Raw genomic sequence first — 21,798 nt, 5'->3', positions numbered from 1 at the left:
CGATGTAGCGGTTTCCGACGTCTCGGAAAACCAAGTAGTTCTCTCAAAGTTACTTCTATTAACGACTCGGTTTTCAGAAGCTTTAGAAAAAAATCAAAAAAAGTGAATTTGCGAGATTTGGCTAGAAAAATTGAAGAAAAGTAGAAAAAAGGCCTCAAGTTTCTAAAGCTTAAGCCGAGCGCTGTAAATTGAACAAAGAACAACCAAAAGCCAATAAAAAGCAGTGGGTTAGATGAGATTCAGGAAGGTTTTATCTGGACGATAGAAAAGAAAAAGCCCCTTTTCCTTTGAGAGAACTGGGGCTAGGTTGGTAGCCAGAGCCTATGTGGAGATCAAGAGAAATGAACACATAACCGGCACACCGGGTGCAACCTTACATTGAAAATGATTGGCAGGTGAGAGATGAGAGAGCCGCACATTCTATTATAATGTTGCTTGCCATAAGCCTGCATTCCCATCCACGTCTGAATGTATTGAATACAGGCTAGGTAAACTACTGCAATAGTGACATCGCAGAGTTTGGCAACTGTTTCGCTTGAGCAAGAATCGAAGTACCTGCTTGTTGCAAAATTTGAGCTTTGGTCATTTGCGTGGTTTCTTTCGCAAAGTCCGTATCTTTAATTCGGCTGTTTGACGCATCAACGTTTTCTTGAATGTTCGCCAAGTTATTGATGCTGTGGCTTAGACGGTTTTGTTTTGCACCTAGGTCAGCACGTTGTGAATCCACGTACTTAAGCGCTGAATCCAGTACAGAAATCGCGTTTTGAGAACCTTGCACGGTTGTCATATCGATGTCTTGCACTGATGTGCGCACTGCTTCATCACTTAGACCTAAATCCGATGCTAGACCACCAGAGATTGAAATATCACCTTGCACGTTCGGGTGCGCGACGAATACTTGCAGTTTACCATCTTCGCTTACCGATGCGTTGATCATATCAGATTGGCCGTTGATGTACGTTGCCAACTCTTCAATATCATCGCCTGTTTTTGCGTTGATGTTGATCTCTAGGTCATCTGGATTGCCGTCTTCATCTTCACCCATGCCTGGAAGGGTGATTTTTAGATCCGCTTTAGTAGGATCGACGCCCCAGTCTTTGTCTTTGCCATTCTCAGAGAAGAAAGTCACACCGCCCATACGCTGGTCATCCGCGCGGATGCTCGTTAGTGCCATGATCATCGCTTCACCAGAGCTTGAACCGATTTGGAATGCCGCTTCACCGAACGAACCGTTCAATAGACGACGACCACCAAATGATGTTGTTTCTGCGATACGGTTTAGTTCATCCGTCAACGCAGATGATTCTTCATTGATCGCTTGGCGTTCTGCAGGAGAGTTAGTACCGTTTGCAGATTGAATCGCCAAGTCACGCATACGTTGCATGACTGACGTCGCTTCGTTCATCGCACCTTCTGCCGTTTGGGCAATCGAGATACCGTCGTTCGCGTTACGCATCGCCACATCAAGACCACGAGACTGTGCAGTAAGACGGTTAGAGATCTGTAGACCTGCCGCATCGTCTTTTGCACTGTTAATCTTGTGACCAGATGATAGACGCTCCATTGAAGTGTTAAGTTCGTTGGTCGCCTTGTTTAAGTAACGCTGCGCGGTCATCGCGGAGACGTTAGTACTAACTGTTACAGCCATTATGCTCTCCTGTTGAGTTCGCAAGCTTTTGCGAAGCGGCCAGCTTTACTCTCATTTGGATAAGCACTGACCGTAAAAAATTCGTTGCTAAATCTGCTTATATGGCAAGATTTAGGATCTCGTAAGTCTGTTCTGACAACATCAATACAATTTGTGTGCCAACTTGTTTCAAACTATTTGTTCTTTTAATAATGAACAAATCAACAACAAGTTATAGCGCATATGGGGCACGAGCCTTGTCTTGCTCATATTTTGTTGTGTTGCCGAGTTGCTGTTTCTCTATTGCCGCTCAAATTACCGTTGGCTTGATTGCCGCTTTCGGTCAAATCATGCCGCTTGGCTCGCATTACTCGGTGCTTTTCGTTGATTTCTCGCACTTAAGGCTTGGCACATAAGGCATTAAAATCGAACGTTTCGAGCACCGAACGCACTGCATAGACGATAGGCGCGTTAAATATAGTTAAACAACGTCAGGTCTTTGGTTTTGCCAAATGCCTGTTGTGAGGCTTGCAATGCACGTGAATTCTCACTGAACTCAATCACTGCCTTGGAGTAATCCAAGTCCTCAAAATTGCTCTTCGCTTTCGCCAGAGACAAATTAAAATCTTCGTGGTTTTGCTCTTGAATATCGAGCGTGCTCAACTTAGCACCCACATCGGTTCTCACTTTGTTCATGTGAACAAATGCCGCTTGGAATTCTTCCGTCATTTGATGCAGCTTTGCCGTCGCCGATGCGTCAGATACTGAGCTCTCTGACCACTGCATGGTTTCTTTGAATGCATCAAAAACACTGAAGGTTTGGCGCGGCTCCAGCGTGATGCTATCCCCTGCGGATACTTGCCCTTTCAGCTGAATGTTGACGCCTTCATATTGGATGCCGTCAATTGGCGAATAGTCATCGACCTGAACAATGCCGCCGTCTTTTTCCAGTTGGTAACCAAACTTGCCATTGCTCATATCTACAAAAGTCACTTTGTAATTTGAGTCACTTCTAGATTCATCGGTCGCTTGTCCAAGCAACAGCTCAGAACCCTCTTGCAGGTCGTATTGCGGTTCAAAATCACCAAAAGGGTTTGGGATCTCCGAGAACACTTTATTACCCGGATAGTTGATACTCAGCTCAATATTGCTGGCGATCTTCATCTTGCGTTGATAATCGTCACCGGTATAAACCACGCTACCGTCATAATCACGAAAGAAAGGCTGTGATTTTGGTTTCGTTCCAGCAAACACGTAGTTACCCGACTCATCTTGAGAGTTCGCAAGCGCCATGAAGTTGTTGGCAATTTCTTCCAGTTCGCGCTTTTTCGCTGCGCGGTCTTCTGGAGAAAAGGCACCGTTGATCATTTCCATCGAAATACGCTTCGACTCATCAACAAACTGCTCTGCATTAGCAACAACCACTTCTTGGTTTTCTAGACGGTTACGAACCAGAACGATCGCATCTAGGTACTGCCTTAACTGCTCTTCTTGCTGACCGATACTTTGAATGTAGTGGGTTGCCAGCGGATCATCGCTTGGCTTAGTCAACTGCTTACCAGAAGCCAATTGCTCCTGATTATGGTGAACCTTATTTTCCTGACGGCGCAAGTCGTTCTGCACCGACTGGTAGTTATGGAAGCTAGAAATTCGCGTTAACATCTAAGGCCTCCTTTATCGCAACTGCAAGATGGTATTGAAGGTGTCATTGGCTGCCTGCATCACACGAGAAGAGGCCATATACGCCTGTTGGAACTTCATCATGTTGGCCGCTTCTTCATCGAGGTTTACCCCCGATATCGACGCCACGCGCTCTTGTGCTGCCTCGCTTTCTAACTGGGCAACATCCGCTAATCGACTTGCAGTTGATGTCTTCAAACCCACATCAGTGTTCAAGTTGAAGTACAAGCTCATGATGGTCGACTCATTGCCATTCATCTTCTTGTCAGTTTGGATGTTTTGCATCTTACGCAAGTTGCCATTATCACCCTCAGACGGCACTAAGTTGGCGGTAAACTTATCGTTCGCCAATGCGCCTGCACTTAGCTCAAATACGGTTGCGCCGCCGTTGTTATAAGCAGGGTGATTACTTGGAAGGCTGACTGAGACCGGCCCAGTCGGTGGATATGGCTGCGGAGCCATAAGCACATTGCCTTTAGTGTCTGTCACTGCGAATTGGTCACCTGTTGGAGACACCACCACTTCAAATTCACGCAAGTCACCCGCATCAAGGATTTCAAACTTCGCATTACCTTGAGCAAAAGTGGTCGATGCTTCGTAACTTTGCGCGGCGATCGCTTTTGGATCCGTTGTTTCGACTTTCATTTGTGCTGCGCTGCTACGCGTAGGACGAAGTAACACGTGCTCGCCGACCTTTGGTTCATTGCGAACTTCAACACGCATTCCGTCGATGTAGAACGCATTGCCTGCATCGGTATTAAGTTTGACGGTCTCGCCATTTGGCTTAGTCACCGCATAGCTGTCACCATCGTAACGCAACGAGTACTCACCACCTTTCAGTGCACTGATGTCATTAACGTAAACAGCCATATCAGCCGTAGACTGAGGCCCAGCTACCACGCGAGATTTCGCCAGTCGCTCTGAGTTCACATCGGTAAACAACGGGTCACCCACATTACCGTAGTGATCCAAACCTTGTGATTGCAGGTGGTTTACTTCACTAGAGAACGCCGTCGCTAAGCGGCCAAGCTCGTCCATCACTTGTGGAATGTGCTCATCACGCATCTTGAGCAATGCGCCAATTTTGCCGTCAATATCGTCTGATTTGATGGCTTTAATGCCGCCACCTTCAACCATAGCAAGTCGGCGTTGATGTACATCTGGAGAGCCATCAATCATCTTCAATTGGCTCGCTTCGGTTCCCGAAACAAGGGTGTGTCCATTACCAATATGGACATTAAAACCTTCCGAATTTTTACGTGGCGTTACCGTCACCTTAGTGTATTCAGACAGCTCTTTTATCAGTTTTTCATGTTGGTCCATCAAGTCGTTATGAGGACCCGGGGTACGCATCATCAATCGATGAACATCGCGGATTTCAACGGCAAGTTGATTCACGCGTTCAATGCCCATGTCCAGTGACTTGTTCGTCACGTCCGATTGCTGACGTACGGTTTCGTGGAATTCGTTGAGGGTATCGCTGAGTAATTTGGCTTTTTCCAGCACCACTTTGCGCGCGCCCATGTCATTTGGGGTATCCGCCATGGTTTTCACCGCATCGAACCACTCGTTCATGTTCTCTGGGATCTTTTTCGATGCCACTGAAGACAACATGCTAGAAAGCAAATCAAGGTTCTTCTCGTTATCGAGCTTGTTGGCATAGTTGGTTGTGGAGAGGTTCAGCTCTTTAACGGCAAACTCATCCCAAGAGCGGCGAACATTTTCCACATGCACGCCCATGCCGTAAGTTGACCCACCAAATTGACGCGGATCGTTGGTGCCTTGGATAACAGACTGACGACTGTAACCCTCTGTATTTGCATTAGAAATGTTATGACCAGTCGTGTTCAACTGTCGCTGAGCGGTAAGCACACTTTGTGTACCTACATTCAACAAATCTGACGCCATACATGCCCCCAAAAACGAAATAAAATCGGTATTGACCGATCACCTAGTTAGCAATTAGCAAAAGGTGTGCCAGTTTAGGAAAGAAAGAGAAAGCACGAAAAAAGAAAGGCTTGCACTGTGGCAAGCCTTCTCAAAATGTACATCAAGCATTCGTAATCGGGTGAATTACATACTCTCGATTTTTTGCTTCACTTGCAGCACTTTGTCTGCATAGCTTGGGTCAGTTGCGTACCCTGCGCTGTGAATTCCACGAATGAAGGATTCAGAATCACCGCCTTGTTGAAGAGCAGTCTCGTAGCGCGGGTTCTCATTCAAGAAGCGAACGTAGTCGTTAAAGCTATCTTGGTAGTTCGAGTAAGAACGGAATGCCGCCGTCTCTTTCACTGGCGTGTTATCGTGGAACTCTAGCGTTTGAGTCGTCACTTTATCACCCTGCCAGCTACGGTCAGCTTTAATGTTGAACAGGTTGTTGCTGCTGCCACGTGCGTTCTTAACGACTTTTTGCCCCCAGCCTGTTTCTAGCGCGGCTTGAGCCAATAGCAATGAAGGTTCAACACCCAAGGCTTTTGCTGCACGGTCTGCGTATGGCTTCATCGAATTAACAAAAGACTCTGGCGAATCAAAACGTGATGGTTCTGAACCCGGTCGTGATAGCTGACCAGATTCAATCAAGCGCTGCTCGATTTCACGAGCTTTCTTCGGATCCACACGACGGTATTCCACAGCATTGTTTGCTGCATCACGCATGGCTGTTTCAGCCTTGTCGTCGCCTTGCCCAACCGTCAACTGCTTAACAATCATGTCAGCCAAGCCCATCGAACCCGATGCACTTAAGTTACTCGCCATTTGCTCATCCAGCATTTGACGGTAGAACTTTTCGTTTTGGCTGTTCATTAAGTTTGACTCAAAGCCTTCATTCGCTTCGCGCATCGACTTCAACATCATCGAAGTAAAGATCGATTCAAACTGACGAGCGGCCGCTTGCAATGCTTCATGCTCACCATCTTTACCCTCTTTCACCGCTTTCTGACGAAGGGTATCGAGGGAGCTGATGTCATGAATAAAGCCGATATCGTTAGGATTGTTAACCATGGTTTCTCTCCTAATCGATTAGATGATGATCAGCTGGCCTTCAATGGCACCAGCTTGTTTCAATGCTTGCAGAATCGCCATTAAATCCGACGGAGCTGCACCGACTTCATTCACTGCACGGACTAGGTCATCTAGTGTCAAACCCGGTTCGAACTTGAACATCTTGCCTTTCTCTTCATTCACTTCGATATCAGAGTCAGGCACAACCACAGTTTGGCCACCAGAGAAGCCATTTGGTTGGCTCACATTAAGGTTTTCTTTGATTGCTACCGTCATGCCACCGTGCGTCACTGCCGCAGGTTTCAGGCGAACATGCTTGCCGACCACAATCGTACCGGTACGAGAATTCACAATGATTTTCGCCGCGCCATCCGCAGGATCGAACTCTAGGTTTTCGATTGCCGATAAGAAGGCAACACGTTGGCTCACATCACGTGGAGCACGGACACGAACAGACGTCGCGTCAACCGCACTGGCCATTTGAGGGCCAAGGAAATTATTCACCGCATCCGCCATACGTTGCGCAGTGGTAAAGTCAGAATCAAGCAGGTTGAATGTGATGTAGTCACCACGTCCGAATGGGTTTGGAATTTCACGCTCTACGGTTGCACCGCTTGAAATAAGACCAACCGTTGGGTTGTTGCCCACGATTTTAGAGCCATCAGCACCTTCTGCACTAAAACCGCTCACGACTAGGTTACCTTGCGCGACAGCGTACACTTGGCCGTCTAGACCTTTTAGGAAGGTTTGTAGCAAGGTGCCACCACGCAAGCTTTTTGCACTGCCGATCGAAGAGACCGTAACGTCTACTTGCTGACCCGGTTTTGAAAATGGCGGCAATGTTGCCGTTACCATAACTGCGGCAACGTTCTTAATTTTTGGTTTGGTACCCGGCGGCATTTGAATGCCGAAGTTTTGCAGCATTGCCGCGAAGCTTTGTTCTGTAAACGGGTTTGATTCACCCGTACCCGGTAAGCCTGAAACCAAGCCATAACCCACAAGTTGGTTGCTACGCACACCTGCCACTTGCGCCACGTCTTTGATACGTGCGGCTTGGGCTGTGGTTGCAAACAGCGCAACGCTCAACAGTGCTAATAGGATTCTTTTCATGCTTACTCAATCTCTTGCAGTCAATTTGCCGTCATTGCGACGTCTTACAGGGCTACATTAAAGAATCGTGCCAAGAAACCTGGCTCTTGCATATCTTGTGGTGAGCCTGTGCCAGAGTATTGGATTCTTGCGTTAGATACGCGATTTGACGCAATAGTATTGTCAAAATTGATGTCATCAGGGCGAATTGTGCCGCTTAGACGAATGTACTCATCACCCGTATTCAGGGTCATCCACTTCTCACCGCGGATCACTAGGTTGCCGTTTGCCAACACCTCAATGACTTCTACCGTGATGTAACCGCTGATGCTGTTGCTTTGCTTAGCCGAAGAGTCGCCGGCAAAGGTGTTGGTGTTGTTCAGATCGTACGAGAAGTTATATTTTCCGCCAATTTGCAGCTCTTGACCACCGACAGACAGAGGTTCCATCTTCGCATCGTTGGTTTTTGATAGATCGGCGTTGGCACTCTTAGTCGCACGAGTGGTTTCGTCGAGCGTTACGGTAATGATGTCGCCGATGCCACGTGGCTTAGAATCGTCGTATAGGTCGGTAATGTGCTCGGTGCTAAACAAAGAGCCCGTTGCTGCCGCATAGTGCTCTGGTTTTTGTTTAGGGTGAATCGGTGCCCATGCCGGATCGCCAGCCACCGGATCGGTTCTGCCGCGCAAAGTATCAATGATGCCGCTGCTCTCTTCTTTCGACTTATCGCCTTCAACCGCATCCACCACCGTTGTCGCTTGGCTGACTTCGTCGGTTTCAATCGGTTCTAGCATCGCACAACCAGACATGGTCGTGATAAGTGCAAGTAGACAAATACGTTTCATCATTGGCTCCCTAAATCCCGATCTTAGTGATTACAACTGCTGGTTGACGAAGCTCATCATCTTGTCGACCGATGAGATTACTTTTGAGTTCATTTCGTAAACGCGCTGCGCTTCGATCATGTTGACCAGCTCTTCCGTTACGTTCACGTTAGATGCTTCAAGCATGGATTGACGAATTTCACCCAAACCATCAAGACCAGGGACACCTTCTTGTGGATCACCGCTTGCGCCAGTTGGTAGGTAAAGGTTCTGACCGATTGGCTCAAGACCACCCGGGTTTACAAAATCAGTAATGGTTAGCTGGCCTACTACAACGTTGTTTTGCTCACCACGAATACGCACTGAGACTTCACCGTCTGTACCAACCGTGATAGAAATTGCGTCTTCAGGAATCACAATCTCCGGCTCTACAGGGTAGCCAGAGCCAGAAGTCACTAGCGTACCTTCGCCATCTAGCGTGAACTGACCGTTACGGGTGTAACCGATGTTGCCGTCTGGCAAAGTCACTTGGAAAAAGCCATCGCCTTCCACCATCATATCCAACGCGTTGGTTGTGGTTTGCGCGTTACCGTGCGTGTGCACTTTTTGCGTCGCAACCACTTTAGAACCGGCACCCAGCATCAAACCACTTGGCAGTTCCGTGTTCTGAGAAGATTGGCCGCCTGGCTGGTTGATGTTTTGGTAGAACAAATCCTCAAATACCGCACGGCTCTTTTTGTAACCTACGGTTGAGGCGTTCGCCAAGTTGTTCGAGATCGTTGCGATGTTGGTCTGCTGGGCGTCTAGACCTGTTTTACTTACCCATAGTGCTGGATGCATTGTGAACCTCTAACTCTGTTAACTCATACGAAGCAATGAATCTGAAGACTTATCCATCTCTTCAGCGGTGCTCATCATTTTGACCTGCATTTCAAACTGACGTTGAAGGTCAATCAGAGCGGTCATTTCACCTACGGCATTCACGTTACTACCTTCAATTGCACCGGTTTGGATGCTGATAGAGCCGTCTGCTTCGTAAGGCTGGTTTGGAGTTTTATGGCGGAATAAGCCATTGGTATCTTTAAACAAGTTTTGATCGTCTGTGCGTACAAGCTTGATACGATCAACCACTTCTAATTCTTCAGCCGGCGCACCTTGAGGCAGTACAGAGATGGTGCCGTCACGACCGATTTCGATTTTGGAGACTGGGATTGGCAAGGTGATTGGCGCATCGTTTTCGCCCAACACCACATGACCGCTTGCATTCGTTAGCAAGCCGTTTTGATCCACTTTTAGGTTACCGTTACGCGTCAAACCTTCTTTGCCAGTTTGGTCCATAACAGAAATCCAGCCGCTGCCTTCTACCGTAATATCGAGGTCACGACCGGTTGTGATCACACTGCCTTGCGCAAAGTTATGTCCTGGACGTTCTGTCATGCTGAATACACGTGAAGGCAAACCTTCACCATAAGCTTGCATAGAGCGAGCTTGTGCTAAGTCAGCACGGAAGCCAGTTGTACTCACGTTTGCCAGGTTGTTGGCACGCAATTGCAGGGCCTGCATATTTTGCTTGGCGCCGCTCATTGCGAGAAACAGTGCGCGATCCATAAATTACTCCAAAAGTTCTCTGTACAAAGGAGTAAAAGCAATAGTTATGCCAACATTAAAATAATGTTATTAATCAAAAGCTTGAATATAAATTGAGGGTTTTCAGATGGCAATTCAGGATGAATCAGCCAAGGGAGAGGCAATGTTTTGATCCGCCTAGCGGCAACAGCGGCAAGCCAGAGATCAAAGCATGCCCAACCTGAACTGAGGTATTTTCAGGTTGAGCACCAGATGAATGTCATGATGTCATCAAACGATACGGCAAGTGCACGCAGCGTTTGATTAAGCAGATGATAGAGCTAACTAACGAGTGCTCTAACGAATCTGCAGGATATTTTGTTGTAGCTGGTTGTGTACTTCTAGCGCACGTGAGTTCGCTTGGAAGTTACGCTGAGCAGAGATCAAATCCACCAGCTCCTGAGTCATATCAATGTTTGATTGCTCTAGCATACCGTTGTTGATAGTACCGAAAGAGCCTTTGTTTGATTCACCCCAGATCTTGTCACCAGAGAACTGAGTTGAATCCCATTGAGTGCCGCCTTTCTTATCCAGACCTTGCTCGTTTGGAACACGCACTAGCGCCACACGACCCAATGTTACGTTTTCACCGTTTGAGTAAGTACCCAATACGCTGCCGTTTTCATCAAAGTCTACTTTAGTCAGGAAGCCCGTTGTCGCGCCATCTTCATCGAACTTAGTCAGTTCAAATGGTGCAGCAAACTGAGTCGCTGAGCCTAAACCAAAGTTAAGTGTTTGCGCAGGATCCGCGCCGTTTAAATCCACTGGGCTAGTGTTTGTCGCAGGATCGCCCAACGCTACCGATGTGATTGGCTGACCGTTGTTTAGGCTTGCCAATGTACCATCGTTGTTGAACTTCATCGTGTGACCAACGTGACCCGTTGGCGTTGCAGCATCACCGTTAGCAACGTTCAATGGCTTCTCACCGCCTTTGTCTGTCACTGTGTAGTAAGTTTGCCACGTGTTCGGCTGAGTTTGGTCTTTCAAGTAGTAAGTCGTTAGCTTGTAAGACTGACCCATCGAGTCATAAATCGTTGAAGAAGTCGAACGGTTGTATGTATCTGGATCTGAGAAATCAAACTGAGTCGGATCTTTCAAATCACCATTAGCCGGTAAGTTCACACCCACTTCAATGTTCGCTGTTTGCTTTGGCTTACCAAATTCTGCAGGGATATTGATTGGTTGCGGCTCGTAAGACGAAACCTCACCAGACTCAGGGTTTACTTGGTAACCAAGTAGGAACTCATCGTTCGCTGTTACCATGTAGTTGTCTTTGTTCAAATGGAACGCACCGTTACGTGTCATTTCATTTTGCTGTGGGATAAGGCGATCTTTCGCTACTGCGAAGAAACCCGTACCCGACACACGCAAGTCCATTGGGTTGTTGGTGTAAATGCTTGAACCTTCGTGGAACTGTTGTGCCACTTGGTTCGCTTGTGCACCGCCACCCGGAGTGGTTTTTGCGTTAGTGAACAAAGAGTTTGAGTACACATCGCTGAATTCCGCACGAGACTCTTTAAAGCCGTACGTGTTGGCGTTCGCAATGTTGTTACTGGTGGTGTTCAAATCCAGTTGAGCGGAGGACAAACCGCTTAAAGATACATATGACATTCCAAAATCTCCTAACCTGACGCGCTATTGAATTACGCTTTGCCGACTTCCAATACTTCTGCAAGTCGAACTGGCGATTCAAAACCTGCCAGATTGAGTAATACGTTTCCGTCGCCCTTACCTAGCAATACACTGTTCACGTTGGCGTAAGTAGACACTGGGAACTCTTGCGACTCCCCATCTACCAAGCCAGACGCTTTCACATTGTATTTGCCAGCAGGCATTGGATTTCCGTTTTCATCATTACCGTCCCAAAGCACACGAGTGTCGCCGGCTGGTTTCGCACCTACCTCAAAAGTACGCACCAATTGGCCCGCTTCGTTTTCCACTCGAACAAACAGGTTGTCGAGAGGTTGTGCAAGCTTAACCATTGCCGCCATTGTTGCATTGTCTTGCTTTACACCCGCCGCGCCAGGGACCAACACGTCACGACCAACCAAAGAGGAAGCTTGTAACGCTTGGTTTGATGTCATTGACGAGTTCAAACTCTCGAACTGAGAGTTCATCTTACCGATGCCATCTACGGTCGCAAATGACGCCATTTGCGCAATCATCTGGTCATTACCTACCGGCTTAAAAGGGTCCTGCTGAGACAATTGCTTGGTGAGCAAAGATAGGAAGTCTTCCTGTTTCAGGTCCTGCTTACCTGTGCTCTCTTCAGTCTTCTTGTTCTCTTGTAGGCTTTTAAGCTGGTCGATATAGGACAAGCCGCTTTGACCAACGTTGTTAATTCCGGCCATACGCTACCCCCTTATCCTTATTGACCCATCTGCAGCGTACGCAGCAGCATTTGTTTACTAGAATCCGCTACTTGCACATTGGTTTGGTATGCGCGAGAAGCCGAAATCATGTTTGCCATTTCTTCCATTACATTCACGTTAGGCTTGTAGATGTAGCCTTCGTCGTTTGCAAGGGGATGGTCTGGGTTGTACTCCGCATTCAGCGGTTTGTCGCTTTCTACAATACCCATCACTTTCACTGGCACCGTATCACCGCCACGCATGGCGTTACTTAACTCAGCACCAAATACAGCATGACGCGCTTTGTAAGTGTCTTTCGCAGAGCTGCTGACACTGTCGGCGTTCGCCAAGTTGCTTGAGGTAGTATTCAGACGAACGGATTCAGCGCTCATTGCGGAACCTGTCACATTGAAAACGTTAAATAAGCTCATCTAAATTATTCCCCTTTGATTGCTTTGGTTAAGTTCTTGAATTTGCTACCTAGAAAGTCGAGTGATGCCTGGTGTCTGATTTGGTTTTGCATAAACAAGTTACGCTCTAAATCCAAATCTACCGTGTTGCCATCGCCCGTATCTGGTTGCGTAGGAAGACGATATAGCTTGTCCCCAACCAAGGTTGTAGTGGCAGGAATATGCCGACCATCTGTGCGGCTAAGACCAATGCTTGCCCCGGATGTTGCCGCCTGCAATTCCTTAGCAAAGTCTAAACCTCTTGATTTGTAGCCAGGCGTGTTTGCTTGCGCGATGTTAGTGGAAATCACCTCCGCGTTGCGCTCACGTACGCCCACCGTGTACTGGTGGATGCCTAATGCATTGTCAAAAGATATAGCCATGTTTGCCTCTACAGTAAGAACTGACCGTTATTAATAACTAAAAAGCAATTAGCGTGCCAAAAATAGAGCATGCCGTTTTGCCGCTTCAGTTACCGACGTCATGGATTGCAATAAGCAAGCCAAAGTGATTGATGGAGTGTCATATCGAACCGAGTAATCAGCTCGGCTCACTAAAAATATACACCCTATGCTTGTGCGCAGGCAAAAATGGTCGTGGCTTTTACAACAGAGATGGGAAAACGACAGCAACAGTTGAGAAACAGGGGCGAGAGTGAAACCAAGCGAATAAAGAATAGTGAGAAAAGAAAAGCCTGACACGAGGTCAGGCTTTTTAAATCATTAAAAGAGTCAGCTAGTAAGCGTGTTGCTACTTTAGCTTATAAATAATGCCCGGGTTGCAGCGCACCATTTCAAATTTGTCCGTTAAACCCGTCAGTGACTCTGACGCCCCCAGCAGCAAGTAACCGCCTGGGTTTAGGCTGTTTGCCATTTGGTTTAGTACTTTAGACTTCATCTCTGGTGAGAAGTAAATCAGTACGTTACGACAGAAAATGATGTCGAATTTACCCATCAACGCGTAGCTGTCCATCAAGTTTTGAGGACGGAAGTTCACTAGGCGTTTAACGTTGTCTTTCACTTTCATGCGGCCATCGCCTGCATCTTCAAAGAAGGTGCGACGACGCTCAGGCGAAAGCCCACGCCCTAGCGCTAGGTTGTCGTAAACACCAGCACGACACATATCTAGCATGCTTGCAGAAATGTCTGTTGCGGTGATCGACACGCTTGGCAATAAACCTGGTTTACGCTGCTGCGTTTCCAAAATGGTCATTGCCATTGAGTAAGGTTCTTGACCTGACGAGCTGGCTGCTGACCAAATTTTGATTGGACGCTTGTTTGCCGCCATCTCCGGCAACAGTTTGTCAGCTAATACCGTGAACGGATAAGTATCTCGGAACCACAATGTTTCGTTAGTCGTCATCGCATCAACAGCGGCAACTCGTAGTTCACGGTTACGGCCTGTCACGACATCACGTAGCAAATCCGACAGCGAAGCCAGCTTGAACTTTGTCACAAGCGGGCTCAGTCGGCTGCGTACTAGGTATTGCTTACTGTCACCTAATACAATGCCACATTGTGATTCTAGAAAACGGCTAAAGTCACGATACTCTTGATCACTGATTGTAATAGCAGTCATTAATGTCTCTTTTATTGTGTTAATGCAGATTTAACCGCGTTACCCAATTCATCTGGGTTAAATTTCGCAATGAAGGTGTTAGCACCTACGCGCTCAACCATGGCTTGGTTGAAGACGCCACTCAATGAGGAGTGCAGGATAACATAAAGGTTCTTCAAATCTGCATTTCGGCGAATTTCGGCCGTTAGTGTGTAGCCATCCATCTCTGGCATTTCGATATCTGAAATGACCAAAGAAATCTGATCGTAGATGCTACCTTCTTGTGCCATTTCAAGCAGCTTATTGTACGCTTCTTTACCATCTTTCACAGAGACAACTTCAAAACCGATTGAAGTAATTGCACGCTCAACCTGTTTACGCGCTACCGTCGAGTCATCCGCGATCAATACGCGGCGCACGATTGGCTTCTCTTGTTCAGCAACTGCGATCTCTTCGCCGATGCTTGAATCCATGGTTTCGTCTACTGGTGCAATCTCTGCCAAGATTTTCTCAACGTCCAGAATTTCTACTAGCTCGTTGTCGATGTTTGTTACCGCTGTTAGGTAGTGCGCTTTACCTGCACCATCTGGAGGCGGCAAAATCGCTTCCCAATGCATGTTAATAATGCGCTCAACCGAAGACACCAAAAACGCTTGGATAGTACGGTTGAATTCAGCAATCACAACAAAACATTTATCAATATCTGTGGTTGGACGGCCACCGATTGCCAGACTTAAATCAATCACTGACACAGTATGGCCACGGATATGAGCGACACCTTTCACTAGTGGATGCAGATTTGGCATCGAAGTCAGCTTAGGGCACTGTAGTACTTCTTTTACTTTGAATACGTTAATGCCGTAGCGCTGTCGTCCCATCAACCGAAAAGTCAGTAGTTCCAATCGGTTTTGGCCGACGAGTTGCGTACGCTGATTCACCGAATCAAGAATCCCCGTCATATGCTCATCTCCATCTCAAACTTTTTGTTTTTAAATGATACTCTACGGCTGGCAGGCATAATACCAGAGAAACAGTATGGCGTATCATAATATAAAATCGACACCATTTACTATGACAACATGTAGAGCGTTATTTACAAAGTACGCTAAGTCTATCGGCATTTTGCTCAGTATGTTTAGCTTTTTTGTTCATTCAGCAACGGAAAGTCAGATCGAGCAAATCCGAACCGCCGCTGAGCAGCACATTCTTAGCACGGTAGAACAGCCAGCGGGAGGAAATTTATCGGTCAATGCGGCAAATATTGATCCACGTATCAAAGCGACAGATTGCCCAGAGCCCCTTGATACATCCGCATCGTCAACCAGTAGCACGCGCAGCAACATTAACGTGTTGGTTGAGTGCCCTGCTGATGACTGGAAAGTTTATGTGCCTGTGAGGATCTCAGCGTCTGTACCAATGATCGTTTCGACTCGTCAGCTCGGTCGCGGTAAGATCATCAGCGCTTCAGATGTGACAACTTCAATGATCGAATTGCAGCGTTTCCGTAAAGATGGCTTTACCACCTACGATCAAGTCATCGGCGCCAAGCTAAAACGTAACGTTCGCCTTGGCGATGTGGTTGAGCGCAATGATGTCTGCGTGGTTTGCCGCAATGAAAAAGTGACGATTCAAGCCGTAAAAGGTGGCATGACGATCACCACGCAAGGCACGGCGCTACAGGACGGATCCGCCGGCGATCAAGTAAGAGTGAAAAATGATAAGTCCCAACGTATAATAGAAGGAATTGTGACAGGCATTGCGGAAATCACCATCACCTTCTAGGGTTGGCTGGTGTACGGCAAATCGATCAATAAAAATGCAAAAAACCACTAAAGTTATTTTGCCCTTGGTCGATAGTCTGGATACCAGTATTACGATACGAGTTTAAGGTTGAAATATGGCAGGTATAGATAATATACGTTCAGGTCAGATGATGACGACAACCAGTCGCGCACCTGCACGTACTGATTCTAGTGCTACTAGCACTACAGAATCGAAAAAAGCGCCAGCACAACAAGACGCGGTATCACTAAGCCAACAAGGCAAAGCAGTCAGCAAACTCCAAAAGGACATGGCAGCTTCACCGGCTTATGACAGCGCGAAAGTAGCGGCAATCAAAGAAGCAATTGCAAACGGTTCATACAAAGTTGACCCAGAGAAGCTGGCGGACAACATGATCAAGTTTGAAAACGAATTGCAAGGCAAAAGCTAACTGACTTAGGCCCAAGGTAAGTATTCATGGCAGCATTAGTCGATCTTGTTAACTTCCAGCTAGAAAATGCAAAAGCACTTTCTGGAGTGTTACTTCAAGAAACACAGGCGATCAGCGCACGTGTATCTACTGAGATCGAGAAACTTGCCAAAGAAAAGATGACACTCATTGGTCAATTGAGAACCACTGACCAGCGAATCGCCTCTCACCCGCACGTCAATCAACTTACCGAAGACGAAAGCCTAAGTCAGGTTGTCGCACAGATCCAATCCATCATTCTCGATTGTCAGCAAGTAAACCAAATGAACGGTGAATCGCTCAATCGTGCCCAATCCAGCTTCAATAAGCTTAACAACATGCTTCAGCGTACCCACGGTAAGGTCGGTATGACCTACAATGCTGGCGGCAAAACTCATACCATTTCAACGCTAGGCACTAATATCAAAGCCTAACTCTTTGAAGCAATCCCACGACTACCCTATCGACGTTATCTTGTAGCCAGCTGCTTTATTCCTCTGAGCTTCTATTACTCTAAGCGTAGCCAAACAGTATCCAAAAGCTGACACACGTAAAACTAACGCACATAAAAAAGCGACCGATTGTTGCCAATCCGCCGCTCAAGTCGATTATCTGTTTGTGAAGTTGTATTAGAACAAGGTCTGCTGACGCTTCTCAGGCACCTGTTGCACTTCACCGTAATCACGCAGTTTATCCATCTTACGGATATCCAAACGTAACTCAGTGACATAGCTGTCTTCGACTAAGTAACTGCGTACAACCTCAGCGCCACGAATCACACCGTCAACGGCACCTGTTGTACTTTCAATGCCTAAGCGCTGGTCGGCAAGTTCCGCACGGCCGCTCACTCGCATACCATACACTTGCTCAGCAAGTTCACGGTACGCATCAATCTTAGATGCACGCATCGCACGAACGCGCTTCTCTTCAACAGTACGGCCAGTTTGCTCACTCACGCTTGCGTAACCCACCGCCACCAAAATCTCATCTTGGCGCATCTGCTGTAAAGGCTGACAACCCACCAGCACCAATGTCGCGATAATAAATAATAACTTCTTCATGCTAGTTTCCTACGGGCGGAGAATCACAGTGTATGGCTGACGAATAGTAGGGTCAGAACGAATAAGCACGCCATCCTGGGTACGGATGCTGTTTAGCGTATCCAAATCACGGCCAATGCGGTCCGCAGGCAAGAAGCCTTGTGCCGTTGCAACGACGATGCGGCTTTGCATACCGACTACGCGTGCATTCACTAACACACCCCCTTCTTGGCGAAGCATAGTGCCTGTCAGCACGTACTGGATCTCTTGCTCTTGTGCCAGATCTTGCCAATCACGGCTCAGTGCAAAATCGCCTTGCTGAGTCACTTGGATTGAACCTGTGGTTTTGAAATCCACGACTTTAAAGCCACGGCGTTGGAATTGGTGAATAAACCCTTCCGATACCGAGTTACCAAGCCAGTTGGTTGCATCCATGTTTTGCAGATCGACAAAAGAAGTAATCGCAATCGGTGTACGCGACGATACTGCAACGTTTGAAACCATCAGCTCTTCCGTCATGCTCTCAATGAAATAGTCCATCGTATGACGAGGGCTATCCATCAGCATGAATTGGCTGCCTGAATACGGTTCTTTACCATTGTAAATTGGTGAGTAGGCGCACGATGTTAAAAGCGTCATCATCGATGCGGCAACAAGCCATCTTTTCATGGTTTGATTCTCCAGATAATCTTAGGTGTGACTGCTCTTTCGCGACTTCATTTCAATAAAACGTAATCTTGGAACAGTCCTTGCTTTTCTTCTGTTTGTCGAACGAAAGAAAAGCCCACCAAACTTCACTGAAATTGGTAAAGCAATATTTATACCCGAACGGTTACTAACAATGAAAAAAATATTTTTTAGCCTAATATCAGTCACTTTTATATTGATGATGCCATTTCGAGCAGTTGCATCTTGGTATGAAGTGACAGGCGTTGCCACGATCGTCTCTTCAGAAGAAGCGGCAAGGCTGCACGCGTTAGAAGACGCACTCTTCAAGGCCGTCAACTTTTCGGGCGCTGACATCGGCAGCATCAGCAACTTGATGCCTTTGCTGGAAGAAAACCGCAAAGAGTACCAGTTCACGAACCACGAAGTGCGTTACATCTTAGTCGAGTCAGAGCGTAAACGCAGCGGCAAAATGGAAATGCGGATCCGAGTGGACATTTATCCATCGGCAACGGGTTGCCACGTGGATCAATACAAGAAGACCGTATTGGTCGGTAATATCGATGTCGCCTCTCCTCAACAAGCCGTTATGGGCCAGATCTACAGTGTGGGTGATGACTTTAGCCACGTGGTCAATCGCCAATTAGATCAAACCTCGCGCAGTTTTGTCTCGGTCGGCACCACAGACTACTCCATCAGCGCCAATTACCCAGAACGTACAAAGATGATTGCGCAAGACAATGGCGCGCAATACATCATCGGCGGCGTCATTACCGATTTGACCGCCACGATCGATGCCAAGCTGCTTAAAGATGACGTGATCAACCGCCAGTTTGCGATGGAGATGAAAGTCTTCGACGGAAAGACAGGCCACGAGGTTTACCACAAGAACTATCGCGAAGTGGCGCGTTGGCCATTTGCTAAAACCAGCCAAGTCGATACTCGCAGTGCTCGTTTCTGGGCATCGACTTACGGCGAGATGATGCTGCGCGTTAGCCGCAACATTATGTTGGATTTGGAATCAGAGCTGTCTTGTAAAATCACGCTGCCAGAAGTCGTTGCCGTATTCGGTAATACTGTGACCATGGATCTTGGCCGTATGCACGGCGTACAAGAGGGTGACCAGCTGCAATTGTGGCACACGGCGTCATTCATCGACCAAAACGGTCTACCACGTAACAAGGTCTCTCAGAGCGATATTACCCTGAGGGTGACTCGTGTTTATGAACACGAAGCGGAACTGACGATTGAACAGCCAAATCTAGCTTCTAGCGTGCAGATTGGCGACGTAATGAACAAGATGCTTTAGCAACGCGTATAATGCCTTGCGATATGCCTACTTTTGAATATCATAGGTAACGCATCTTATTTGATTACGCCCCCATGGCACAGCTGGATAGCGCAGTCCCCTCCTAAGGGACAGGTCGTAGGTTCGAATCCTACTGGGGGCGCCATTCATAGCCTTAGCTTACCGAATTTAAGCTAAGGCTTTTTTATGTCTGCTATTTCGGTAAAGCGCGCTTGCTAGAAGCACCTGAACAAAACTACTTAAGATCAATGCTGTTGAGACGCCCCATAAAGGTCAGGATCTCTAAGTTGTCTTTGTGGGCATCGAGCAACGCTTTTTTGGTCTGCATATAAGCGGCAAGCTTGCCGTATTTGTTGATAGACCGCACCACCGTTTTGTACTTGTATTCGCCAGCATCATTAAACTCACGCCATTTTGCGATATAGCAGGTGTCGCGGTTGTCTGGGTCTTCCAATGTTGGATTGGGCTTATGGACTATTTTAGGCTCAACGCTGTGTGGCAGCCTTGTCATCAGATATGGGTCTTTCAATAGGCGACGCCAAAACTTGCCCCACATCTCTCGCCCAAGCTCGTTACGCAGTTTGATGGCTTTCTTAAGCCCTTTCTTTTCCCCAATGCGAACAAAACCCACGGAGCGATGCAATACCGTATCGTCCGGTGTATGAATATGGATCTTAAAGGCTGTCTTGCCTTTTGAGATGAAGCGGTGTCCAGTATTTGTAATTAAATTGCTCTTAGACATAGTGCTAACTAATAACTTTATTAATAGCCAAAAGGGTAAGCAAAACTCATAGATAATTAAAGTAATAAAATACAAAACTGTAAATAGCATGTATGTTTATTCTTTTTTAAAACTTCTAATACAGATATAAAAAAGCCCCAAAGAGCGAACTCTTTGGGGCATTCAGCGCTTAAGGCTTCTAACGGTCAGATAGGAGCTTATTGCTGAACTTGGTATTCAAACTCAGGAACAACAACTTCTACGCGACGGTTCTGTTCACGGCCTTCACGAGTCTCGTTTGAAGCGATTGGGTTGTTTTCACCTTCGCCACGAGCGTGGATGCGAGAAGCATCGATACCTTTTTCTACAAGAGCGTGAGCTACAGATTCAGCACGTTTTTCAGAAACTTTTTGGTTGTAAGCTGCTGGGCCTGAAGTATCTGTGTAACCAATTACGTCAACGTTCGCTTGTGGGTACTCGTTTAGGAATGCTACTAGGTCGTCTAGTTTAGCAGCGCTCTCTGGTTTAAGAGTTGTGCTGTTTAGTGCGAAGCTACCAGTACCGATTGTTTGAGTTTCGAAAGTCTTAGTTACTACTACTGGAGCAACTTCTTCTACAACCACTTCTTCAACGATTGGCTCTTCTTCTACAACAACTTCATCGTTGCCGCCGAACTTGAATGCAACACCTAGCGTTGCAGAGTTGCCCATTGCTTTAACTGAATCGTTGCTGATGTCAGTGATTGTTTGGTATTCCGCACGTGCTGTTACGTTTTCGCTAACGTTGAATTCAACACCTGCAGCACCTAGGTAAGAGTAGTCGTCTTTACCGTCGTTCATCATTAGGTAAGCACCACCCACTTTACCGTAAAGTGCGATGTCTTCAGTGATTGGTAGGCTGAACTTAGGAGCAAGAGTGATTGCTTCTACGTGACCACCGAAAGAAGTTTGGTCAAAGTCACCTAGGTTGTCGAAACCAGCTTCTACTGAAAAGTAGTCATTCATTTCGTAACCAACAAAAGCACCTAGAGTAGAGCCATCTTTGTCACAAGCTTGACCAGCTACACAAGCGTCTTCCATCCAAGACTTACCCATCTTACCGCCCACGTATACTTCTGCGTGCGCTGCTGAAGCCATAAGTAAAGAAGCTGAAATTACCGCTGCTAGTTTTTTCATTATTGATTCCTCTAAAAGAAGTTCTCTTGTTCGTAACGAAATGCGCCGCCTGACTGACTGACGTTGTATTTCAATTCTTTTATTCAGTTCCCTTGAGCTTGATACCGAAGTGACTTCCGACTGTTTGCATATCTGCATAAAAGTCACTTGGGTATGTCTCCTGGTCAGTGGTGCATATCGCTCCCTCACTGACGACGAGCACTATAACTCCAAGAAATCCCGAGACAAATCCCAAAACTGTCAATTTAGTGTCATCGAAAAGCATGATTTAATGTGATCTAGAGCACCTTAAAGCGAGCAGCAACAAGCAAGCAAACGTTTGCGTGACGTTTCAAAAAAGAATAGGTAAAGCAAATTAACTTCTCATTAATGAGACGATAATTACGGAACTTTATGGATTGTGCTTTTAATTCAGAGAGATATTTCGTATAGGAAAAGCAAAAATTCATTTGCA

General features: G+C 46.8%; 23 protein-coding genes and 1 tRNA gene. 6 read left to right on the top strand and 18 right to left on the bottom strand.

Going from position 1 to position 21,798, the window contains the following annotated elements; all coding sequences use genetic code 11:
• Window positions 1-493 precede the first annotated feature (493 nt).
• Window positions 494-1,648, bottom strand: coding sequence for a flagellin (locus GXP65_RS22450; RefSeq protein WP_005425620.1), 1,155 nt, complete (start codon window positions 1,646-1,648; stop codon window positions 494-496).
• A gap of 236 nt (window positions 1,649-1,884) precedes the next feature.
• On the opposite strand from GXP65_RS22450, the gene GXP65_RS22445 reads away from it, so the two are divergent.
• On the top strand, window positions 1,885-2,043 hold the full coding sequence (locus tag GXP65_RS22445; protein ID WP_155396278.1) for a hypothetical protein: 159 nt from the start codon (window positions 1,885-1,887) through the stop codon (window positions 2,041-2,043).
• Between the two features lie 55 nt (window positions 2,044-2,098).
• Here the strand turns inward: GXP65_RS22445 and flgL are convergent, their stop codons facing one another.
• The 13 genes from flgL to GXP65_RS22380 form a co-directional block, all read right to left on the bottom strand.
• A complete protein-coding gene (flgL, locus tag GXP65_RS22440; protein ID WP_162093772.1) occupies window positions 2,099-3,289 on the bottom strand; it encodes a flagellar hook-associated protein FlgL in 1,191 nt (396 codons plus the stop codon).
• Window positions 3,290-3,301: 12 nt separating this feature from the next.
• Entirely contained in the window at window positions 3,302-5,215 is a 1,914-nt protein-coding gene (gene flgK / locus GXP65_RS22435) for a flagellar hook-associated protein FlgK (RefSeq protein WP_005425639.1), read from the bottom strand.
• Window positions 5,216-5,380: 165 nt separating this feature from the next.
• Window positions 5,381-6,307 carry a flagellar assembly peptidoglycan hydrolase FlgJ gene (gene flgJ / locus GXP65_RS22430; RefSeq protein ID WP_005438655.1) on the bottom strand — a complete coding sequence of 309 codons (927 nt, stop codon included), beginning with the start codon at window positions 6,305-6,307 and terminating at the stop codon, window positions 5,381-5,383.
• An 18-nt stretch (window positions 6,308-6,325) separates the two neighbouring features.
• Window positions 6,326-7,417, bottom strand: a complete 1,092-nt coding sequence (locus tag GXP65_RS22425) for a flagellar basal body P-ring protein FlgI (protein ID WP_005425633.1) — start codon at window positions 7,415-7,417, stop codon at window positions 6,326-6,328.
• 44 nt (window positions 7,418-7,461) lie between these two features.
• Window positions 7,462-8,241: a flagellar basal body L-ring protein FlgH gene (gene flgH / locus GXP65_RS22420; RefSeq protein WP_005425645.1), complete on the bottom strand. Its 780-nt coding sequence runs from the start codon at window positions 8,239-8,241 to the stop codon at window positions 7,462-7,464.
• 30 nt (window positions 8,242-8,271) lie between these two features.
• Entirely contained in the window at window positions 8,272-9,060 is a 789-nt protein-coding gene (flgG, locus tag GXP65_RS22415) for a flagellar basal-body rod protein FlgG (RefSeq protein WP_005425600.1), read from the bottom strand.
• Window positions 9,061-9,078: 18 nt separating this feature from the next.
• Window positions 9,079-9,828: a flagellar basal body rod protein FlgF gene (locus GXP65_RS22410; RefSeq protein ID WP_005425588.1), complete on the bottom strand. Its 750-nt coding sequence runs from the start codon at window positions 9,826-9,828 to the stop codon at window positions 9,079-9,081.
• 315 nt (window positions 9,829-10,143) lie between these two features.
• Entirely contained in the window at window positions 10,144-11,457 is a 1,314-nt protein-coding gene (gene flgE, locus GXP65_RS22405) for a flagellar hook protein FlgE (protein WP_103413488.1), read from the bottom strand.
• A gap of 32 nt (window positions 11,458-11,489) precedes the next feature.
• Window positions 11,490-12,197, bottom strand: a complete 708-nt coding sequence (gene flgD / locus GXP65_RS22400) for a flagellar hook assembly protein FlgD (protein ID WP_005425626.1) — start codon at window positions 12,195-12,197, stop codon at window positions 11,490-11,492.
• 17 nt (window positions 12,198-12,214) lie between these two features.
• The gene (gene flgC, locus GXP65_RS22395; RefSeq protein ID WP_005425613.1) at window positions 12,215-12,628 is read right to left on the bottom strand and encodes a flagellar basal body rod protein FlgC; all 414 of its coding nucleotides are present in this window, start codon (window positions 12,626-12,628) and stop codon (window positions 12,215-12,217) included.
• A gap of 5 nt (window positions 12,629-12,633) precedes the next feature.
• The gene (flgB, locus tag GXP65_RS22390; RefSeq protein WP_005425594.1) at window positions 12,634-13,029 is read right to left on the bottom strand and encodes a flagellar basal body rod protein FlgB; all 396 of its coding nucleotides are present in this window, start codon (window positions 13,027-13,029) and stop codon (window positions 12,634-12,636) included.
• Between the two features lie 367 nt (window positions 13,030-13,396).
• Window positions 13,397-14,224: a protein-glutamate O-methyltransferase gene (locus GXP65_RS22385; protein WP_010650748.1), complete on the bottom strand. Its 828-nt coding sequence runs from the start codon at window positions 14,222-14,224 to the stop codon at window positions 13,397-13,399.
• An 11-nt stretch (window positions 14,225-14,235) separates the two neighbouring features.
• Entirely contained in the window at window positions 14,236-15,162 is a 927-nt protein-coding gene (locus tag GXP65_RS22380) for a chemotaxis protein CheV (protein ID WP_005425637.1), read from the bottom strand.
• A gap of 76 nt (window positions 15,163-15,238) precedes the next feature.
• Here GXP65_RS22380 and flgA point away from each other — a divergent pair, with 76 nt between their 5' ends.
• The 3 genes from flgA to flgN all read left to right on the top strand — a co-directional run bounded on the left by flgA (window position 15,239) and on the right by flgN (window position 16,867).
• Complete coding sequence (gene flgA / locus GXP65_RS22375) at window positions 15,239-15,985, top strand: flagellar basal body P-ring formation chaperone FlgA (RefSeq protein WP_162093771.1); 747 nt, start codon at window positions 15,239-15,241, stop codon at window positions 15,983-15,985.
• 115 nt (window positions 15,986-16,100) lie between these two features.
• Window positions 16,101-16,415 (top strand): flagellar biosynthesis anti-sigma factor FlgM, encoded by a 315-nt coding sequence (gene flgM / locus GXP65_RS22370; RefSeq protein WP_005425628.1) that lies wholly within the window; start codon window positions 16,101-16,103, stop codon window positions 16,413-16,415.
• Between the two features lie 26 nt (window positions 16,416-16,441).
• Window positions 16,442-16,867, top strand: coding sequence for a flagellar export chaperone FlgN (flgN, locus tag GXP65_RS22365; protein ID WP_162093770.1), 426 nt, complete (start codon window positions 16,442-16,444; stop codon window positions 16,865-16,867).
• Window positions 16,868-17,062: 195 nt separating this feature from the next.
• Here flgN and flgP read toward each other — a convergent pair whose 3' ends face one another.
• Window positions 17,063-17,494, bottom strand: coding sequence for a flagellar assembly lipoprotein FlgP (gene flgP, locus GXP65_RS22360; RefSeq protein WP_005425609.1), 432 nt, complete (start codon window positions 17,492-17,494; stop codon window positions 17,063-17,065).
• 9 nt (window positions 17,495-17,503) lie between these two features.
• Window positions 17,504-18,142 carry a FlgO family outer membrane protein gene (locus GXP65_RS22355; RefSeq protein ID WP_005425606.1) on the bottom strand — a complete coding sequence of 213 codons (639 nt, stop codon included), beginning with the start codon at window positions 18,140-18,142 and terminating at the stop codon, window positions 17,504-17,506.
• A gap of 172 nt (window positions 18,143-18,314) precedes the next feature.
• Here GXP65_RS22355 and GXP65_RS22350 point away from each other — a divergent pair, with 172 nt between their 5' ends.
• Both GXP65_RS22350 and GXP65_RS22345 read left to right on the top strand, forming a co-directional pair.
• Window positions 18,315-19,448: a flagellar assembly protein FlgT gene (locus GXP65_RS22350; protein ID WP_005425597.1), complete on the top strand. Its 1,134-nt coding sequence runs from the start codon at window positions 18,315-18,317 to the stop codon at window positions 19,446-19,448.
• Window positions 19,449-19,516: 68 nt separating this feature from the next.
• Window positions 19,517-19,593 (top strand) — tRNA-Arg (locus GXP65_RS22345).
• 90 nt (window positions 19,594-19,683) lie between these two features.
• Here the strand turns inward: GXP65_RS22345 and GXP65_RS22340 are convergent.
• Complete coding sequence (locus tag GXP65_RS22340; RefSeq protein ID WP_005449220.1) at window positions 19,684-20,190, bottom strand: hypothetical protein; 507 nt, start codon at window positions 20,188-20,190, stop codon at window positions 19,684-19,686.
• Window positions 20,191-20,387: 197 nt separating this feature from the next.
• Window positions 20,388-21,344 carry an OmpA family protein gene (locus GXP65_RS22335; RefSeq protein WP_005425612.1) on the bottom strand — a complete coding sequence of 319 codons (957 nt, stop codon included), beginning with the start codon at window positions 21,342-21,344 and terminating at the stop codon, window positions 20,388-20,390.
• Between the last annotated feature and the right edge of the window lie 454 nt (window positions 21,345-21,798).

It is taken from the genome of Vibrio sp. LB10LO1, from assembly GCF_010092875.1.
Taxonomy (GTDB): Bacteria; Pseudomonadota; Gammaproteobacteria; order Enterobacterales; family Vibrionaceae; genus Vibrio; species Vibrio campbellii.
The sequence above is the reverse complement of the archived record's forward strand: the minus strand, read 5'-3'. Positions and strand labels throughout refer to the sequence as shown.

Coding starts and splice junctions, on each gene's coding strand:
- GXP65_RS22380 (WP_005425637.1), bottom strand. CDS start 15,162: ATGACGGGGATTCTTGATTCGGTGAATCAGCGTACGCAACTCGTCGGC.
- GXP65_RS22335 (WP_005425612.1), bottom strand. CDS start 21,344: ATGAAAAAACTAGCAGCGGTAATTTCAGCTTCTTTACTTATGGCTTCA.
- flgK (WP_005425639.1), bottom strand. CDS start 5,215: ATGGCGTCAGATTTGTTGAATGTAGGTACACAAAGTGTGCTTACCGCT.
- GXP65_RS22385 (WP_010650748.1), bottom strand. CDS start 14,224: ATGACTGCTATTACAATCAGTGATCAAGAGTATCGTGACTTTAGCCGT.
- flgP (WP_005425609.1), bottom strand. CDS start 17,494: ATGAAGAAGTTATTATTTATTATCGCGACATTGGTGCTGGTGGGTTGT.
- flgG (WP_005425600.1), bottom strand. CDS start 9,060: ATGCATCCAGCACTATGGGTAAGTAAAACAGGTCTAGACGCCCAGCAG.
- flgE (WP_103413488.1), bottom strand. CDS start 11,457: ATGTCATATGTATCTTTAAGCGGTTTGTCCTCCGCTCAACTGGATTTG.
- flgD (WP_005425626.1), bottom strand. CDS start 12,197: ATGGCCGGAATTAACAACGTTGGTCAAAGCGGCTTGTCCTATATCGAC.
- flgC (WP_005425613.1), bottom strand. CDS start 12,628: ATGAGCTTATTTAACGTTTTCAATGTGACAGGTTCCGCAATGAGCGCT.
- GXP65_RS22350 (WP_005425597.1), top strand. CDS start 18,315: ATGAAAAAAATATTTTTTAGCCTAATATCAGTCACTTTTATATTGATG.
- flgB (WP_005425594.1), bottom strand. CDS start 13,029: ATGGCTATATCTTTTGACAATGCATTAGGCATCCACCAGTACACGGTG.
- GXP65_RS22410 (WP_005425588.1), bottom strand. CDS start 9,828: ATGGATCGCGCACTGTTTCTCGCAATGAGCGGCGCCAAGCAAAATATG.
- flgN (WP_162093770.1), top strand. CDS start 16,442: ATGGCAGCATTAGTCGATCTTGTTAACTTCCAGCTAGAAAATGCAAAA.
- flgH (WP_005425645.1), bottom strand. CDS start 8,241: ATGAAACGTATTTGTCTACTTGCACTTATCACGACCATGTCTGGTTGT.
- GXP65_RS22340 (WP_005449220.1), bottom strand. CDS start 20,190: ATGTCTAAGAGCAATTTAATTACAAATACTGGACACCGCTTCATCTCA.
- flgJ (WP_005438655.1), bottom strand. CDS start 6,307: ATGGTTAACAATCCTAACGATATCGGCTTTATTCATGACATCAGCTCC.
- GXP65_RS22425 (WP_005425633.1), bottom strand. CDS start 7,417: ATGAAAAGAATCCTATTAGCACTGTTGAGCGTTGCGCTGTTTGCAACC.
- flgA (WP_162093771.1), top strand. CDS start 15,239: ATGGCGTATCATAATATAAAATCGACACCATTTACTATGACAACATGT.
- GXP65_RS22450 (WP_005425620.1), bottom strand. CDS start 1,648: ATGGCTGTAACAGTTAGTACTAACGTCTCCGCGATGACCGCGCAGCGT.
- flgM (WP_005425628.1), top strand. CDS start 16,101: ATGGCAGGTATAGATAATATACGTTCAGGTCAGATGATGACGACAACC.
- flgL (WP_162093772.1), bottom strand. CDS start 3,289: ATGTTAACGCGAATTTCTAGCTTCCATAACTACCAGTCGGTGCAGAAC.
- GXP65_RS22355 (WP_005425606.1), bottom strand. CDS start 18,142: ATGAAAAGATGGCTTGTTGCCGCATCGATGATGACGCTTTTAACATCG.